At 65.8% G+C, this 15,129-nt stretch carries 19 protein-coding genes; 12 read left to right on the forward strand and 7 right to left on the reverse strand.

Annotation, left to right across the window (positions count from 1 at the left end; genetic code table 11):
* The first annotated feature begins 68 nt into the window (after positions 1-68).
* Genes CH266_RS07995 through menE form a run of 5 tightly spaced genes read left to right on the forward strand, consistent with a single transcriptional unit; the run spans position 69 to position 3,356 of the window.
* On the forward strand, positions 69-1,241 hold the full coding sequence (locus CH266_RS07995) for an inorganic phosphate transporter (protein ID WP_027498304.1): 1,173 nt from the start codon (positions 69-71) through the stop codon (positions 1,239-1,241).
* Positions 1,242-1,246: 5 nt separating this feature from the next.
* Complete coding sequence (locus tag CH266_RS08000; protein ID WP_027498305.1) at positions 1,247-1,534, forward strand: hypothetical protein; 288 nt, start codon at positions 1,247-1,249, stop codon at positions 1,532-1,534.
* Between the two features lie 26 nt (positions 1,535-1,560).
* The gene (locus CH266_RS08005; RefSeq protein WP_032369750.1) at positions 1,561-1,890 is read left to right on the forward strand and encodes a DUF3349 domain-containing protein; all 330 of its coding nucleotides are present in this window, start codon (positions 1,561-1,563) and stop codon (positions 1,888-1,890) included.
* A gap of 4 nt (positions 1,891-1,894) precedes the next feature.
* Positions 1,895-2,209 carry a DUF3349 domain-containing protein gene (locus CH266_RS08010; RefSeq protein ID WP_032386215.1) on the forward strand — a complete coding sequence of 105 codons (315 nt, stop codon included), beginning with the start codon at positions 1,895-1,897 and terminating at the stop codon, positions 2,207-2,209.
* 10 nt (positions 2,210-2,219) lie between these two features.
* Positions 2,220-3,356, forward strand: coding sequence for an o-succinylbenzoate--CoA ligase (menE, locus tag CH266_RS08015; protein ID WP_094715062.1), 1,137 nt, complete (start codon positions 2,220-2,222; stop codon positions 3,354-3,356).
* Positions 3,357-3,378: 22 nt separating this feature from the next.
* Here menE and aztA read toward each other — a convergent pair whose 3' ends face one another.
* On the reverse strand, positions 3,379-4,029 hold the full coding sequence (aztA, locus tag CH266_RS08020) for a zinc ABC transporter ATP-binding protein AztA (protein ID WP_094715063.1): 651 nt from the start codon (positions 4,027-4,029) through the stop codon (positions 3,379-3,381).
* Between the two features lie 53 nt (positions 4,030-4,082).
* On the opposite strand from aztA, the gene aztB reads away from it, so the two are divergent.
* Genes aztB through aztD form a run of 4 tightly spaced genes read left to right on the forward strand, consistent with a single transcriptional unit; the run spans position 4,083 to position 8,315 of the window.
* Positions 4,083-4,964: a zinc ABC transporter permease AztB gene (gene aztB / locus CH266_RS08025; RefSeq protein ID WP_217900995.1), complete on the forward strand. Its 882-nt coding sequence runs from the start codon at positions 4,083-4,085 to the stop codon at positions 4,962-4,964.
* A complete protein-coding gene (locus CH266_RS08030; RefSeq protein ID WP_094715064.1) occupies positions 4,946-6,169 on the forward strand; it encodes an ABC transporter in 1,224 nt (407 codons plus the stop codon). Before aztB ends, CH266_RS08030 begins: the two co-directional genes overlap by 19 nt.
* Positions 6,166-7,092: a zinc ABC transporter substrate-binding protein AztC gene (gene aztC, locus CH266_RS08035; protein ID WP_094715065.1), complete on the forward strand. Its 927-nt coding sequence runs from the start codon at positions 6,166-6,168 to the stop codon at positions 7,090-7,092. Before CH266_RS08030 ends, aztC begins: the two co-directional genes overlap by 4 nt.
* A 29-nt stretch (positions 7,093-7,121) precedes the next feature.
* On the forward strand, positions 7,122-8,315 hold the full coding sequence (gene aztD / locus CH266_RS08040; RefSeq protein ID WP_176457037.1) for a zinc metallochaperone AztD: 1,194 nt from the start codon (positions 7,122-7,124) through the stop codon (positions 8,313-8,315).
* A 47-nt stretch (positions 8,316-8,362) separates the two neighbouring features.
* Here the strand turns inward: aztD and CH266_RS08045 are convergent, their stop codons facing one another.
* Both CH266_RS08045 and CH266_RS08050 read right to left on the reverse strand, forming a co-directional pair.
* Positions 8,363-8,743 carry a nuclear transport factor 2 family protein gene (locus CH266_RS08045; RefSeq protein ID WP_255175877.1) on the reverse strand — a complete coding sequence of 127 codons (381 nt, stop codon included), beginning with the start codon at positions 8,741-8,743 and terminating at the stop codon, positions 8,363-8,365.
* A gap of 5 nt (positions 8,744-8,748) precedes the next feature.
* Complete coding sequence (locus CH266_RS08050; RefSeq protein WP_255175868.1) at positions 8,749-10,425, reverse strand: alpha/beta hydrolase; 1,677 nt, start codon at positions 10,423-10,425, stop codon at positions 8,749-8,751.
* Positions 10,426-10,487: 62 nt separating this feature from the next.
* On the opposite strand from CH266_RS08050, the gene CH266_RS08055 reads away from it, so the two are divergent.
* From CH266_RS08055 to CH266_RS08065, 3 genes are all read left to right on the forward strand, one after another.
* On the forward strand, positions 10,488-11,267 hold the full coding sequence (locus CH266_RS08055) for a PIG-L family deacetylase (protein ID WP_027498315.1): 780 nt from the start codon (positions 10,488-10,490) through the stop codon (positions 11,265-11,267).
* Between the two features lie 154 nt (positions 11,268-11,421).
* Positions 11,422-12,672 carry an Hsp70 family protein gene (locus tag CH266_RS08060; protein ID WP_141214510.1) on the forward strand — a complete coding sequence of 417 codons (1,251 nt, stop codon included), beginning with the start codon at positions 11,422-11,424 and terminating at the stop codon, positions 12,670-12,672.
* Positions 12,673-12,719: 47 nt separating this feature from the next.
* Positions 12,720-13,589, forward strand: coding sequence for a 1,4-dihydroxy-2-naphthoate polyprenyltransferase (locus CH266_RS08065; protein WP_032390598.1), 870 nt, complete (start codon positions 12,720-12,722; stop codon positions 13,587-13,589).
* Here the strand turns inward: CH266_RS08065 and CH266_RS08070 are convergent.
* From CH266_RS08070 to CH266_RS08085, 4 genes are read right to left on the reverse strand one after another with little or no spacing between them, the layout of a single operon-like run.
* Positions 13,586-13,966 carry a phage holin family protein gene (locus tag CH266_RS08070; RefSeq protein ID WP_032365232.1) on the reverse strand — a complete coding sequence of 127 codons (381 nt, stop codon included), beginning with the start codon at positions 13,964-13,966 and terminating at the stop codon, positions 13,586-13,588. The two genes, CH266_RS08065 and CH266_RS08070, sit on opposite strands and share 4 nt — an antisense overlap.
* A gap of 33 nt (positions 13,967-13,999) precedes the next feature.
* Positions 14,000-14,503: a Clp protease N-terminal domain-containing protein gene (locus CH266_RS08075; RefSeq protein ID WP_094715068.1), complete on the reverse strand. Its 504-nt coding sequence runs from the start codon at positions 14,501-14,503 to the stop codon at positions 14,000-14,002.
* A 6-nt stretch (positions 14,504-14,509) separates the two neighbouring features.
* A complete protein-coding gene (locus tag CH266_RS08080; RefSeq protein ID WP_032365231.1) occupies positions 14,510-14,725 on the reverse strand; it encodes a hypothetical protein in 216 nt (71 codons plus the stop codon).
* A gap of 55 nt (positions 14,726-14,780) precedes the next feature.
* Positions 14,781-15,122: a nitroreductase/quinone reductase family protein gene (locus tag CH266_RS08085; RefSeq protein ID WP_027498319.1), complete on the reverse strand. Its 342-nt coding sequence runs from the start codon at positions 15,120-15,122 to the stop codon at positions 14,781-14,783.
* Positions 15,123-15,129: the final 7 nt, after the last annotated feature.

The following is a 15,129-nucleotide window of genomic DNA, read 5'->3' on the forward strand; positions in this document are numbered from 1 at the left end:
CGGCACCCGAGAAGAACACTTCGCAAGAAATTTCCGCGAATGGCCGTTCGTGTCCCACACTTTCCACCGTGAGCGCTGAATTTCTCGTACTTCTCGTGGTGGTCGTGACGGCCCTGGCCTTCGACTTCACCAACGGTTTCCACGACACCGCCAACGCCATGGCGACGTCGATCGCAACGGGGGCATTGAAGCCCAAGGTCGCGGTCACCCTGTCTGCCGTCCTCAACCTGGTCGGCGCCTTCCTGTCCGTAGAGGTCGCAGCCACCGTCGCGAAGGGGATCGTCAATCTCGGCGACACCGGCGGCCAGGCCCTGCTGACCATCATCTTCGCCGGCCTCGTCGGCGGCATCCTGTGGAACCTCGCCACCTGGCTGCTCGGCATCCCGTCGAGCAGCTCGCACGCACTGTTCGGCGGCCTCATCGGTGCCACCATGGCGGGCCTGGGAACCAGCGGCGTCGTGTGGGACGGGGTGTGGAGCAAGATCGTGTTGCCCGCCGTGCTGGCCCCCATCGTCGCCGGCCTCGTCGCCACCGTCGGCACCTGGATCATCTACCGCATCACCAACGCAGTTCCCGAGAAGTCCAAGGAGCGCGGATTCCGGTGGGGCCAGATCGGTTCGGCCTCACTCGTCTCGCTCGCCCACGGCACCAACGACGCCCAGAAGACGATGGGCGTGATCTTCCTGGCGCTCGTCGCCTACGGGACCGTCTCGCCGGACGCCGAGATGCCCCTGTGGGTCAAGGTCACGTGCGCCCTCGCCATCGCGTTGGGCACCTACCTCGGCGGCTGGCGCGTCATCCGCACCCTCGGTAAGGGCCTCGTCGAGATCGCATCCCCGCAGGGCATGGCAGCCGAGTCCTCTTCTGCGGCAATCATTCTGACGTCGAGCCACCTCGGCCTCCCGCTCTCGACCACGCAGGTCGCGACCGGCTCGATCCTCGGATCGGGACTCGGCAAGCCCGGTGCCGCCGTGCGCTGGAACGTCGCAGGACGCATGGCCGTCGCCTGGGTCATCACCTTGCCGCTCGCCGGTGTGGTCGGCGCCGCATGCTGGCTGCTCGCCCACACGATCGGCGGTCTGCCCGGCATTCTCGTGGTCTTCGCCATCCTCGTCGGCCTGGCCACCGTCATGTACATCCGCTCGCGCCGCGAACCCGTCGATCCGGACAACGTGAACGCCGAATGGGACGGCGGACTCGTTCCTGCCGCCGCCGAAACCGACTCCCCCGCGAAGGTCTGAACATCATGGAAACCCTCAAGCACACACTCGATTCGCTCTGGCAGGTCGTTCTCGTCGGCCTGCTGCTCGGTGCCGGACTGCCCGCGATCTTCGCTTTCGGACTCAAGGCACTCTCGGTCGGTGAGCCCTCGGACGAGGCCACTGCCTCGGGCACCACACGCGTGGCCCGACCCGCAGTCGCCACCGCCGCGGCCGTCCTCTGTTTCGCAGTGGTCGTCGTCGCGATCGTGGCCGGAATTCTCTTCATCATGAAGAACTTCCTCGACAGCACATTCGGCATCTCCGTCTTCTGACACACCCGAGAAGGGGTACAGCTCTCATGACCGACTCCACCAAGACCGCATTCCCGGCCTCGGTGCTCGAATGGCTCCGAGCCGGATACCCCGAGGGCGTTCCGCCCAAGGACCGATTCCCGCTCGTCGCCCTTCTGCGCCGCGCCGCACTCACCGACGCTCAGGTGCAGGAGATCGTTCTCGAACTCGTCTCTCCCGCCAACGGTGCACTCGACGACGGTGCCATTTCGACCGAGGAGATCGCGACGTACATCCGCGACCAGATCGACGCCGAGCCGACGGCCGAGGACATCTCCCGTGTCTCGGCACGACTGGCCGCCGGTGGCTGGCCGCTCGCGGATCCGGCTGCCCTGTAAGACCATGCCGGTCCCGTCGTTTCTCCACTCGATCGTCGAGTGGCTCCGCGGTGGGTATCCCGACGGGGTACCCGAAGCGGATTACGTTCCCCTCCTTGCCCTTCTGAATCGGCGACTGTCCGACGACGAAGTGCAGTCGGTGATGGATGCCCTCATCGCCGACGGCCAGCTACCTGCCGACAAGGCAGGAATTTCCGTCACCATCACCAAGGTCACCAACGAGCTGCCCCGAGAAGAGGACGTCAATCGGGTGCGCGCGAACCTCGCCGCCGGGGGTTGGCCTCTGGCCGACCCGTTCACGATCCGGCGCAAGGACTAATCTCGCCAGTGTGCTCGAGAGCGTTCCCATTCCAGCAGGCTCGGCCGCGGCAGACATCCTGCCGCGGCTGAGCCGTCTGCTGGCCGGCGACGGCCCCGCCGTCCTCCCCGTCCCCGCCGACGATCCACGCGAGATCCGTCGCCTGCACGACGCGTTGGCCCCCGGAACCCCCATCGACGACGACGTCGCATTGGTCGTCGCGACGTCGGGGACGACGGGAATTCCCAAGGGTGCCATGCTTTCTGCGTCCGCACTGGTCGCGTCGGCGACGGCAACCGAGGAGCGACTCGGCGGGCCCGGCTCATGGCTGCTGGCGTTGCCCGCACACCACATCGCCGGGATGCAAGTCTTGCTGCGCAGCGTGCTCGCCGGCACGTCGCCGGTGATCATGGACGTATCTGCCGGCTTCGACCCGGCCGCCTTGATCGAGGCCGTGGGACGGATGTCGGGTCCGCTGCGCTACACCTCCCTGGTGCCCGGCCAGTTGGTCAAAGCACTCGAGAACCCCGAGGCCACTGCTGCACTGGCATCGCTGGACGCCGTGTTGCTCGGCGGCGCTGCCACGCCGATTCCGTTGCGCGAGAGAGCTATTGCCGCGGGCGTTCGATTGGTACGCACCTACGGCATGAGCGAAACCGCGGGCGGCTGTGTGTACGACGGAGTTCCGTTGCACAGCACAGTCGTTCGGATCGACGACGGACGAGTGGTTCTGGGCGGGCGGACTCTGGCCTCGGGCTATCGCGGGTTACCGGACCATCCGGCATTCGCCGAGCCGGGATGGTTCCGCACGGACGACGCAGGCACGATGATCGACGGGGTGCTGAGCATCACCGGTCGACTCGACGAGGCCATCTCGACGGGCGGCTTGACCGTCGTACCGCAGGTGGTCGAAGCCACGCTGGCAACGCATCCCGCTGTCCGGGAGTGCGCTGTCGTCGGATTGCCGGATGAGCGCCTCGGCCAGAAGGTGGTGGTAGCAGTGGTTGCCTCTGCGCCGGTGACGTTGGCGGAGTTGCGCTCTCACGTCGAGCAGTCGCTCGATGCCACCGCTGCACCGCGGGAGCTGTTCCTCGTCGACGCACTGCCGACGCGGGGTCCGGGCAAACTGGACCGCGCGGGATTGCGAGCCGCGTTGGCAGCGCGGTGAGAGCACCCGACGCGCGTATCCGTCAGGACACGATTCGACCGTCCTCGAGTCGCACGACTCGGTCGGCCGCGGCCAACACCTCGGGATCGTGAGACACACACGCAACGGCAACTCCGCGCATCGTCTCCTCACGCATGACGGCTCGAATCCGTTGTCCACTAGCGGCGTCGAGACCTGTCGTGGGTTCGTCGAGCAACAGGAGATCGGCCCGGCGGGCCACACCCTGCGCCAGTAGGGTGCGCTGACGCTGCCCTCCGGACAGGTCGGCGAACGGCATGCCGGTCAGATCCGCGATGTCGAGGCGCTCGAGGGCGTCGCGCACCGATGCCCGAGCCTCGGTGTTCATCGGACGCCACCGGCCGAGGCGTCCCCACGCACCCACTGCCACGACGTCCCATACGGTCAACGGCAACCGATCCGGCACAGCAGCGCGCTGCGGAACGAATGCAATTGCGCGAGTTGCGCTTCGGGTCCCGCCCGTCAGTGGCCGGGTGCCGGCGACCACCTCGAGCAACGTGGACTTGCCGGCACCGTTCGGCCCTGCGATGGCCGTGAGCCGACCGGGTAGCAGGTCCAGATCGACGCCTGCGAGTGCCGTGTGGCCGGAGAACTCGACGCGGACGCCCCGGAGGCGAGCGAACTCGGACGACGCGCTGGCAGCTGAGGTGTTCACATTGCCACTATACGATTTTGAATATCGTTATCAATCTCATTAAGCTCCCGAATGTGCCATTTCAGACAATCAACGCGCTGTTCGAGCCGTTCGACCTCGGTTTCGTACAACGCGCCCTGTTCGGCGGAGCCCTGGTCGCCGTGCTGTGCGGGGTGGTCGGAACGTGGGTGGTGATCCGCGGCATGGCGTTTCTGGGTGAGGCGCTCGCACACGGAATGCTGCCCGGTGTCGCTCTCGCGACCGTTCTCGGAGTTCCGGTGATGATCGGCGGCGCACTGAGCGCGGTCGCCATGAGCCTCGGGATCACCGCGCTGCAACGCCGCGGAACACTGTCCTACGACACGAGCATCGGGATGTTGTTCGTGTCCATGTTGGCGCTCGGCGTCATCGTCATCTCCCACTCGGGGAGCTTCGCCACCGACGCCACATCCATACTGTTCGGCGACATTCTTGCCATCTCGCACACGGACCTCTATCTCCTGGCCGGAGCGGCCGCACTCGGAGTCGCCGTCGCGGCGCTGTTTCACCGACCGCTGGTCGCCGTTGCGCTGGACCCCCGAATTGCCTCCGTGCTCGGACTCGGGCCGCGCTCGGCCCAGGCAGTTCTCGTCGCACTCGTGACGCTGGCAGTCGTCGCGTCGTACCAAGCCGTCGGCTCGCTGCTGGTCGTCGGACTGTTGCTCGCCCCTGCCGTCGCCGCCGGGCAGTGGACCACCCGCATTCCCACTCGAATGCTGGTGGCGGCCGTCCTCGGCGTGCTGTCCGTGTTCGGCGGCCTACTGATCTCCTGGCACGCGGCCACCGCCGCCGGTGCCTCCGTGGCGGCGACCGCGATCGCGGTGTCCGGCCTGTCGTACGCGATACGCAGTGCCGTCACCGCCGTCCGTCCTCGCCCCACTTCACCCGAAAGGAACACGTGCGCCCCCGCATCCTGACCACCACAATCGCCGTCGGTGCCCTCGTTCTCGCATCGACGGCCTGTTCCTCGGAGACGAACCTGCCACGCACAGACGAACCCGCAGGCGAAGGCCACGGGGCAATAGCCGGTGCCGCCGAACTCGCCGAACCGCGGCTCGGGCTCACGTCCGTGGACCCGACGGGGCGGGTGTCCCATCTCGATCTGCTCGACGACACCGTCACCGATCTCGGGACCATCGGAGCCCCGCAGGCTCTGCACACCGACGGCCGCTACCTGTTCGTGCAGACCGACGCGGGCGTCGAGATCGTCGACAGCGGGGTCTGGACCTGGGACCACGTCGACCATTTTCACTACTACCGCAGCGAGCCTCGACTACTCGGCACGGTCGGCGGCTCAGGCACGGCAACCGTTGCCACATCCAACCTTTCGACCTCGGGAAGTACTGGACTGTTCTTTCCCGACTCCGGCGAGGCTGTACTGCTCGACACCGAGGCCCTGTCGAAAGGCACAGTCGTGGAACGATTCCGAAAGGTCACCACGCCCGGTGCCGGAATGGTCGTTCCCGTCGGCACTTTCGCGCTCGTGACCGAAGGATCCGGACCGTCGACCTCGGTCGTCGGATACACCGCCGACGGCGAACGCACCGGGCCGGTCGAACCGTGCCCGCAGGCCCGCGGCACGATCACCACCAGGGTCGGTGCCGTGATCGGGTGCGCCGACGGCGCACTGCTCGCCTCGGCCACCGGTGACGAGTTGGCGGTCGAGAAAATACCCTACCCGGCCGGCGCCACCGCCGCGGCAGCGACGTCGTTCGACAACCGCGAGGGCCGCCCCACGGTCGCAGGTTCTACCGTTGCAGAGGGCATGTGGATGCTGGATACCCGCGCACGGTCGTGGTCCCTACTCCCGGCACCGGCACCCCTGGTACACGTCACCGCCGTGGACGATGCGGACGAGCACGTGCTGGCCCTCACCGAGGATGGCCGAGTCCTGGTACTCGACGGCAACAACGGTGCAATTCTGGCCGAAACCGAACCGCTGGTGGCCGAATCACTCGAGGCCGGCGCGTCCCCGACTCTCGTCGCCGACGATCAGCGCGCCTATCTCAGCGCCCCGACCGAACGACGGCTGTACGAAATCGACTACGCCGACGGTGCCCGCATAGCGCGGACCTTCGACACCGCCACCGAACCGGCCTTCACCGCGGAGACCGGACGATGACGAGCGGACGCGTCAGCCGCTTCTCATCGGCAGTGGCGATGGCCGCAGCAATCGGACTGTGCCTGAGCGGCTGCTCCGCCGACGGTGACGACCGCCCGGTGGTGATCGTGTCCACGAACATCCTCGGCGACGTCGTGCAGCAACTCGTCGGCGACGAGGCAGACGTGGTGACGCTGATGAAGCCGAACGCCGACCCGCATTCCTTCGAGATCTCGGCGCAGGAAGGTGCCCGCCTACGCACGGCAGACCTGATCGTCTCCAATGGTCTCGGCCTCGAGGAAGGTCTACAGCAACATCTCGACGAGGCAACGGCGGAGAACGTGCCCACCTTCGTCGCGGGCGACGCCATCGACGTCCTCGAGTACACGGAAGGGGACGCCGCAGGCAGTCCCGATTCGCACTTCTGGACCGATCCCGCGCGCATGACAGCCGTCGTCGATGCCCTCGAGCCGGCGCTCGCCGGGCTGGACGGTGTCGATTCTGCCGAAATCAGCGACCGCACAGCAGGTTACCGGCTGCAGTTGAAGGGGCTCGACGACGACATGAGCGCCACCTTCGCTGCGATCCCGGATCAGCGCCGCGCACTCGTCACCAATCACCATGTATTCGGTTATCTCGCAGACCGTTTCGATTTCACGGTGATCGGGGCAGCCATTCCCGGCGGCACCACCCTGGCGGCACCGTCTGCTTCCGATCTGGCCGAACTCGTCGGAGCCATCGAAAAGACCGGTGTTCCTGCGATATTCGCGGAATCGTCTTCTCCGGATCGTCTCATCCAGGCCTTGGCGAGTGAGGCCGACATTCGTGTCGCTGTGATCGAACTGTTCACCGAATCCCTCACCGCACCCGACGGCGGTGCCCCCGACTACCTCACCATGATGCGCGTCAACACCGAGCGCATCTCCGATGGACTCACCAGCTGACCGATTCGCCACACAGAAAAGGAACAATCATGCGTATCAACAATTTTCGAAGGGCGAGCGTCACCGCGCTCGCCCTCGGTGCGGTAGCGACCCTGGCGGCCTGCTCCTCCGGCACCACCCCCGCGGCCGAATCCACATCGATTGCGGCCGGGCCACGGGTCGCAGTGTCCTACGAAGGCGGCCTTCGGGTGCTCGACGCCGACACGTTCGAGACCGTCGCTGATTTCGACTCCGAGGAGTACACGCGCCTCAACCTCGCCGGCGACGACCGCAACGTCATGGTCACCACGAGCGAGGGCTTCCGTGTGCTCGACACCGCGGCCGGGACGACCGAGCAACCGCAACTGACCGACACCGTCTTCGAAGCCGAGAAGCCCGGTCACGTCGTACGACACGGCGGCAAGACCATCCTGTACGCCGACGGCACCAGCGACACCACGATCTTCGACACCGCAGCGCTCGAATCCGCAGACGGGCTCCCGGAAACCGAGAGCATCCCCGGTGTCGACGCGCACCACGGCGTCTCGATCGTCCTCGAAGACGGCACGTTTCTCACCACGGTCGGGAACTCGAACGGCCGCACCGGCATCGAGGTTCGTGACGCATCGGGCGCGGTCGTCGCCAAAAACGATCAGTGCCCCGGCGTCCACGGAGAGGGAACAGCGGAAGGCGAGATCGTCGTCTTCGGTTGCGAGAACGGCGCTCTGATCTACGACAAGGGCCAGATAACCAAGCTCGACGCTCCGGACCAGCCCTACGGACGGACGGGCAACGCGTACGTGAGCGAGACCAGCCCCCTCATCGTCGGAGACTACAAGGACGACCCGGACGCAGAGGGCTCACTCCTGCACGCGGTCACCGTCATCGACCCCGCGGCCAAGACCCTCGACGTCGTGAAGCTCCCCGACGGTGCCGAATACACCTGGCGCGGAGTCGCCCGAGGCCCCGGCGACCTGGCCTACATCATCGGATCGGACGGCGCAGTCCACGTATTCGACCCGACGACAAAGACATTCACCGCCTCGTACCCCGTCATCGACGCCTGGGAAGGTCCCGCGAAATACCAGGACGCCCACCCCGGCATCTCCATCGCGGGTGACACCGCCTACGTCACCGAACCGGCCGGCAACAGCATCCACGCCGTCGACCTCACCTCCGGAAACGTCACCGAGAGCAAGCAACTCGATGTCACGCCCAACGAATTCGTCGTCGTGACTGCCTGACCCTGCAACCGGGGACGCAGAAATCCACTCTGTGTCCCCGGGTTCGGCTACCCCGTCCGATCCGGCGGACCGTCGACCACAGGTGTGCCTTGGTGATGCACCAGTTCCCATCCATCGGAGGTGCGTCGCCAGATCGACGATCGACGGGCTCGACGTCCCGACCGTCGTGACGTCCACTGCACCAGAACGACACCCACGTCCAGTATCCGTCCGGAGAGATCGTGGACCTCGATGATGCCGTCGTCCGCACTTTCTCCGCCCAACAGCTCGAGTATCGACTGCTTGGTCCACACCACCCCAGACGCTCCGATCTCGACGAAATCGTCCGCAAGCAGCGCCGCGAGTCTGCTTCTGTCACCACGGGTCTCGGCCCGCTGCAACTGCCGCTCCAGCTCCAACACCTGGCCGACCTCGTCGTTCTCCGGCACCGATGTCAACCCGCCATTTTCCGGTACAACCGCTCGACGTCGGCGTCGGACCATCCCGCCGGTTCGAGGATGTCGGCCCACATGCGCACTGCGTCGGCTCCGTAGCTGTGGCCGTGCCCGTCGTCGACGTCGGTGGAGAACACCTGGTCGAAGGTCAACTGCCAGAACGTCACGAACGGGAACCACTGCACTCCCGGATCGACGTCGGTGCCGCGGGGTTCCCGCAGCCAGTCGGGCCTACCGAGGATCAGATCGGGTGACCACCACACGATCGGGTCGGATGCGTGCTGCCAGTACACGATTCGCGGCTCTTCCCACGGACCACCGATGTCGAGATCTCCGGACGAACTCGCGAATCGCACGTGCTCTCCGCCGTCGATGACAGGCAGGATCTCGCGGGAACCGGCGTCACGTCCGCTCGTGATACGCGCCCACTGAGGCGTGAAATTGGGGTTGCCGACCCACAGAGCGCCGTCGATACGAGCGATCATGTCCTGCGCACCGCTGAATGCATCCTGCCCGCCGTAGGCACCGAGGCTCTCGCCGAACAACACCAGTTTGGGTCGTGAATCTTCCGGGAGTTCGCTCCACACCGCGTAGATCGCCTCGAACAGGGCTCGTCCGGCATCCTGCGGGGTCTGCCGATCGGCGAGAAATGCCATCGGGCTCGGCAGGAACGAGTACTGCATCGACGCAATGGCCGAATTTCCGTCGTACAGATACTCGAGAGGGCCGGCGACGGATTCGTTGACCCAGCCACGTCCGGTGGTGGTCGCGACACCGAGCACGGCCCGTGAGAATGAGCCGGTACGTTCGAGTTCGGCCACCACCCGCTCTGCCACACCCTCGACCGTTTCGGCCGACTCGACACCGGCGTACACGCGGATCGGTTGCACTGCAGGCCTTCCGGTGAACTCGCCGATCTCGTCGGGCGATGCCCCGGAGACCACGAAGCGTCGCCCCTCCTGCCCCAGCGACTCCCAGTCCTCGTTCGACGCATCGGACCCCGACAGTTCTGCTGCATCAGGCTTTTCCACCCCATCGTGGTTGCCGCGATCGGCGGTAGAGGCCGACTTTTCCGCGACGGCCACGATTCCCCGAATCAGTGCACCGTTGACGGTGAACACCACCAGCAGGGCAACAACGATCACGCTGGCGATCCGCGCCACCGGCCTCGGCACGTACTGCTTGCCCCATCGCGTCAGAGCCCGAGTCGCTCTGCGCAGCAGGCGGCCGAGAGCAAGCACCCCCACCGCTACCACCAGCGAGAGCACCAGCACCGCGACGTAGAGCGGCCGGCCGGGGTCCTCCACACCGACCAGCCTGCGGACGATCTGCTGCCACCACGATCCCAAGATCAGGAACAGCGGAATCACCACCACCGCAGCCGCGGCCAAGGCCCACCAACCACGTCGACGCCACTGCTCCGACCAGTCCGGTGACACTCCGCAGAGCCGAACCACCCAGGCAACGAGGCACCCCACGCCGTACCCGATCGCGACGCTGATCCCCGTGGCCACCGCCTGCAGGTACCACAGACGAGGTAGCAGAGACGGAGTCATCGACAGCGCGAAGAACACCAGAGCGAAGAAGATCCCCACCGGATGTAGTGCGCGACAGTACCGATCCGCTCGCGAATCCCGCCAATACGAACGTATCGAGGCCGACCGCCGTGTGGTCACCCATAGATCGTATTGGCCCGCCGACTGGGCCGCACCCACTTCGACGTGCAAGCATTCACGCCATGAGTGTTCTGGTCTGCTTCCACGCGCATCCCGACGACGAAGTGTTCGGCACGGGCGGCGTCATGCGGCTCGCGGCCGACGCCGGCCACCGCGTCGTACTCGTGACGGCCACCGACGGTGCCGTCGGCGAATATCCCGACGGCATCCTCGCCGACGGAGAGACGTTGGCCGCGCGCCGACACATCGAATTGGACCGTTCGGCTGCCGTCCTGGGGGTCGCGCGCGTCGTTCGCCTGCACTATGCCGATTCCGGAATGGCCGGCACGCCGGAGAACGGCAACCCGGAGGCGTTCTGCAACGTCGACGTCGACACCGCGGCTGGGCGATTGGCCGACGTGTTGCGCGAGGAGCAGGCCGACGTCGTCACCATCTACGACCCGAACGGTGGATACGGCCACCCCGACCACATTCAGGTGCACGTTGTCGGCAAGCGCGCCGCCGAGATCGCCGAGACGCCGTACGTGTACGAGACGACCACCAACCGTGACCACATGCGCAGGTTGATGGAAGCCAATCCCCACTGGAGCGAAGAGGCGTCACCACCGGACATGGAGTCGTTCGGACTGCCGGAAACCGAAATCACCACTGTCGTGGACGTGTCGAGCGTCATCGCGGCCAAGCGGGCCGCGATGGAAGCGCACGAAACGCAGGTCGGCGATTTCGGGCCGTTTCTCGCAATGCCGATCGAGCAACTGACCACTGCGTTCGGTCTCGAATGGTTCCGCAAGCTGCGGGGCACCGGCGGGGTCGGACTGACAGAGACATCGCTGCCGCTCTGACACCACCGGGTCGCCGGTCGTGAGGTCCGTCGTATTGGGGTCGGAGGCCGCCCGTCGAACACCCTCGACCTGACGTTCGGATTGTTTTGGACCTCTAATCAAACCTCGAGACGGTACAGTGTCCACGTCGCCGTACAGGAGAGGCCGGTTGGAGATGCGTTCGTCGGTAGGTGTGTCCCTGGGAACGTGCGGAATCCGCACGTCTCGGACGACCGAAGACGGCACGTGGACAGACGCCGCTCCCTTCGACGACTGGCAGCTCTCCCCCTCCCCCGAGGACGTCGCGCGGGTCGTTCGCGGAATCGTCGACCGCCCGGACGCGCCGCAATCACTGGGCATTGCATACCGGACCGCCGACGAGCGTGATCGCATCACGAAGGCTCTGGCCGAGGAATACGTCTCGGACGTACATCTGATCGACGAGACCGACGCTGCCCTCGAGTACCTGCGTCCCGGCCTGGCCAGCCAGCACCGCACCATCGCCCTGTTCGACGCAGGCGAGACCGGTGTCGACATAGACATCGTCGACGTCGAATCCGGCCGCTCCTACGGCTCGACTCGTACGACAGCAATCAGCGGAGCCTCGTTCGACGCGGTGGTTCGGGAACACATACTCGGCCTCGGTATCGTGCGGGAGCCGCACACACACGACGAGGACACTGCTCTGACGGCATTCTGCCGTGGCATCAAGGAGGCACTGTCCACGCACGAGACCACCAGCACGCCCGACGGCGAACACATTCTTCTCGAGCGCCACATCTTCGAGCTGTCGATCGCCCGGGCCACCGAACAGGCTGCCACCACGGTCCGCCAACTGGGGCTCGAAGCCGAGTTCTATCCCGACGCCGTCATCGCCATCGGCGGTACGAGCAATGTCCCTCTGGTCCGCACGACACTCGAACGGTTTCTGCAGCTGCCGATCATCGTCCCCGAGCAACCAGAACTCGTCGTTGCAGGTGGCGCGGCCGTGCACGCTGCGCGCGTCGACGTCGACCGCATTGCACCGGTCGTCTCGCACCGACCGGCGCTGGCGCGGCTCGGATTGATCGCGCTACCGATCGTGGGCGTCATCGCCGCCGTCGGACTGTTCTCGGGCCTGAGTTCCGAGAGCGAAGATCAACCGCTGAGCACCCCTGCCAGCGTGGACGAGGGCATCCGGCAGACCACGACACCCTCGGCTGCACGGACCACCACCGCCACACCGTCACCGACCCCGGACATCCCGGCCCCGCCGCCGACGTCCGCTGCACCACCTCCAGCCGCCGACAGCGCGCCGTACGTGCAGTATCAACCGCACTACAACCCGCCGCCACCGCCGCCCGGTCCGACGGTGCCGCTCCCGCAGATCCCCGGAGTCCAGATGCCTGTCATCCCGCTGCCGGTACTGCCGCGCCTGCCGTTCTGACCGGCCGCGTCCGCACCCTCCCGGCAGATACGGAAAGATCGTCGCTCATGGCCACCACAGCACAATGGATCGAAGGGGCGCGACCCCGAACGCTCCCCAACGCTATCGCCCCCGTCCTCGTCGGCACCGGTGCAGCCGTGTCCCTGGACGCAGGCGTGTGGTGGAAGGCTCTACTGGCACTGATCGTCTCGTTGGCGCTGATCGTGGGCGTCAACTTCGCCAACGACTACTCCGACGGAATCCGCGGCACGGACGACGACCGAGTCGGCCCACTCCGACTCGTCGGCTCCAGGGCCGCCTCGGCAGGAGCCGTCAAACGGGCAGCCATCGGCTGCTTCGCGGTCGGTGCCGTCGCAGGTCTTGTCCTGGCCGCCACGAGCGCTTGGTGGTTGGTGATCGTCGGCCTGATCTGCATAGCCGGTGCCTGGTACTACACAGGCGGCTCGAAGCCCTACGGCTACAGCGGATTCGGCGAGATTGCCGTATTCGTGTTCTTCGGACTCGTCGCCGTGCTCGGCACCCAATACGTGCAGGCCGAGCAGATCGACTGGGCGGGCGTGCTCGCCGCGGTGGCCGTCGGGTCCTTCTCCAGTGCCGTACTCGTCGCGAACAATCTTCGGGACATCCCCACCGATACCGAATCCGGAAAGCGAACGCTCGCAGTGCGATTGGGCGATACCCGCACACGCTATCTACACCTGGCACTGCTGGTCGTCCCGTTCGCCATGACGGTCGCGCTGATCGCCCGAACCCCGTGGGCACTGGTTGCCCTGCTCGCGCTACCTCTCGCTGCGCGCGCCAATTCGCCGGTTCGAGGCGGCGCTCACGGCTTCGAATTGATACCGGCGCTGCGTGATTCGGGATTGGCAATGCTCGTCTGGGGTGCCGCTACCGGTGTGGCGCTGGCGTTCGCCTAACGCTTCTCGGGCACGAATGCGCCCAGCAGAAAGTTCACGATCGAGATGATGATCGCGCCCCAGAACGCGGCCGCGAAACCGACGATCTCGAGGCCGTAACCGGTCTGCGACGACAGCCACCCCGTCAACATCAGCATCAACGCGTTGATGACGAGAGTGAACAGCCCGAGGGTGAGAATCAGCAGCGGCAGTGACAACAGCTTCACCATCGGCCTGATGAACGCGTTGACGATCGTCAACACGGCCGCAATACCGAGCAGGACCACGATGTCCCACCCGTCACCGCGGCCCGAGCTGGTCACGGTGATGCCGTCCACGAATTCCTTCGCAACCCAGATGGCGACGGCATTGATCACGAGCCGAATCAGAAAGTTCATGGCGCCCATCGTAGAGTTTGGGCCCGCTCGGAGCTATGACGTGCGAACCAGCAGGACGGCGTCGCGCAGATCGTCCAGGCCTCCGCGAACAGTCACGAGCTCGGTGAACGATGGATCGGCACCTGCGATCACACCGAGAAGCATGTGCTCGACACCGATCTCCCTGTCCCGCAATCGGACGGCCTCCTTCAAGGCCAGCTTCAGCGCTTCCTTGGCCGACGGCGCGAACGGCAGGTGAGAATCGTTCGAATGGACGACATCGCCGAACCCCACCGCAGTCTCGACGGTGTCGATCACGTCGTGAAGGTCGATGCCGATGGACCGTAGGGCCCGGGCGTCCCTCGACAGCACGTCCTCGAGCGCGTTGTCGAGGGTGAAACCCGCCTCGGCCAGCACAGACCCGAGCGGTTCGTCGGCCTTGTCGAGCGCACCGAGGAAGAGATGAATGGGTTCGATCCGCTCCGAGTGCAACGCCCGGGCGTGCAGCCGGGCACTGATGACGACCGCCCTGGCCTGAGTGGTGAATCGCTCGAACATGCTTGTCTACCTTCCCTTTCCGCCGTGCTTCTTGTGAACAGCCTGCCTGCTGACACCCAGCGAATCCGCTATCGCCTGCCACGCCCATCCCTGATTCCGCGCATTGCGAACCTGGACGGCTTCCAGACGTTCGAGTAGACGGCGAAGTGCAGCTACGGCACGCAACCCCTCCCCCGGATCGGAACTGGCGGCCGCGGCGGCCAATGCAGTGGCTTCTGTCATGAATGTCAATGTAGGTTGACAGAAAGGGGGTTGTCAACCTTTATTGACACACAAGTCAGTGGTCCACAGCGATATCGACAGAGACCCGCCCACGGTCGTCACGGGTCGCCGTCGCGAGGCCGGAGTACCGGACGCCGCCGAGGTCGACATCGACACGACCGCCGCCGTCCACGAAATTTCGCCACCAGTTCTTCTTGTCCGGCATCGCCACCCTGACCTTCAGGTGCTCGCCCTTCCGGCTGATCGCAAGCGGCAATGTGATCCTCTTGCCGGACTTCCGGCCGGTGTAGGTCAAAATGCCCATCGAGCGTCCGAGCACCCTGTCGAGCACCGGTGCCTTCATCACGACCATGAAGACCTTGTTGAACCCTGCCGCCGACTTCTGAAATGTGTTCATCGTGTCC

Origin of the sequence: Rhodococcus sp. 06-1474-1B, from assembly GCF_002258885.1 — a bacterium.
Taxonomy (GTDB): Bacteria; Actinomycetota; Actinomycetes; order Mycobacteriales; family Mycobacteriaceae; genus Rhodococcoides; species Rhodococcoides fascians.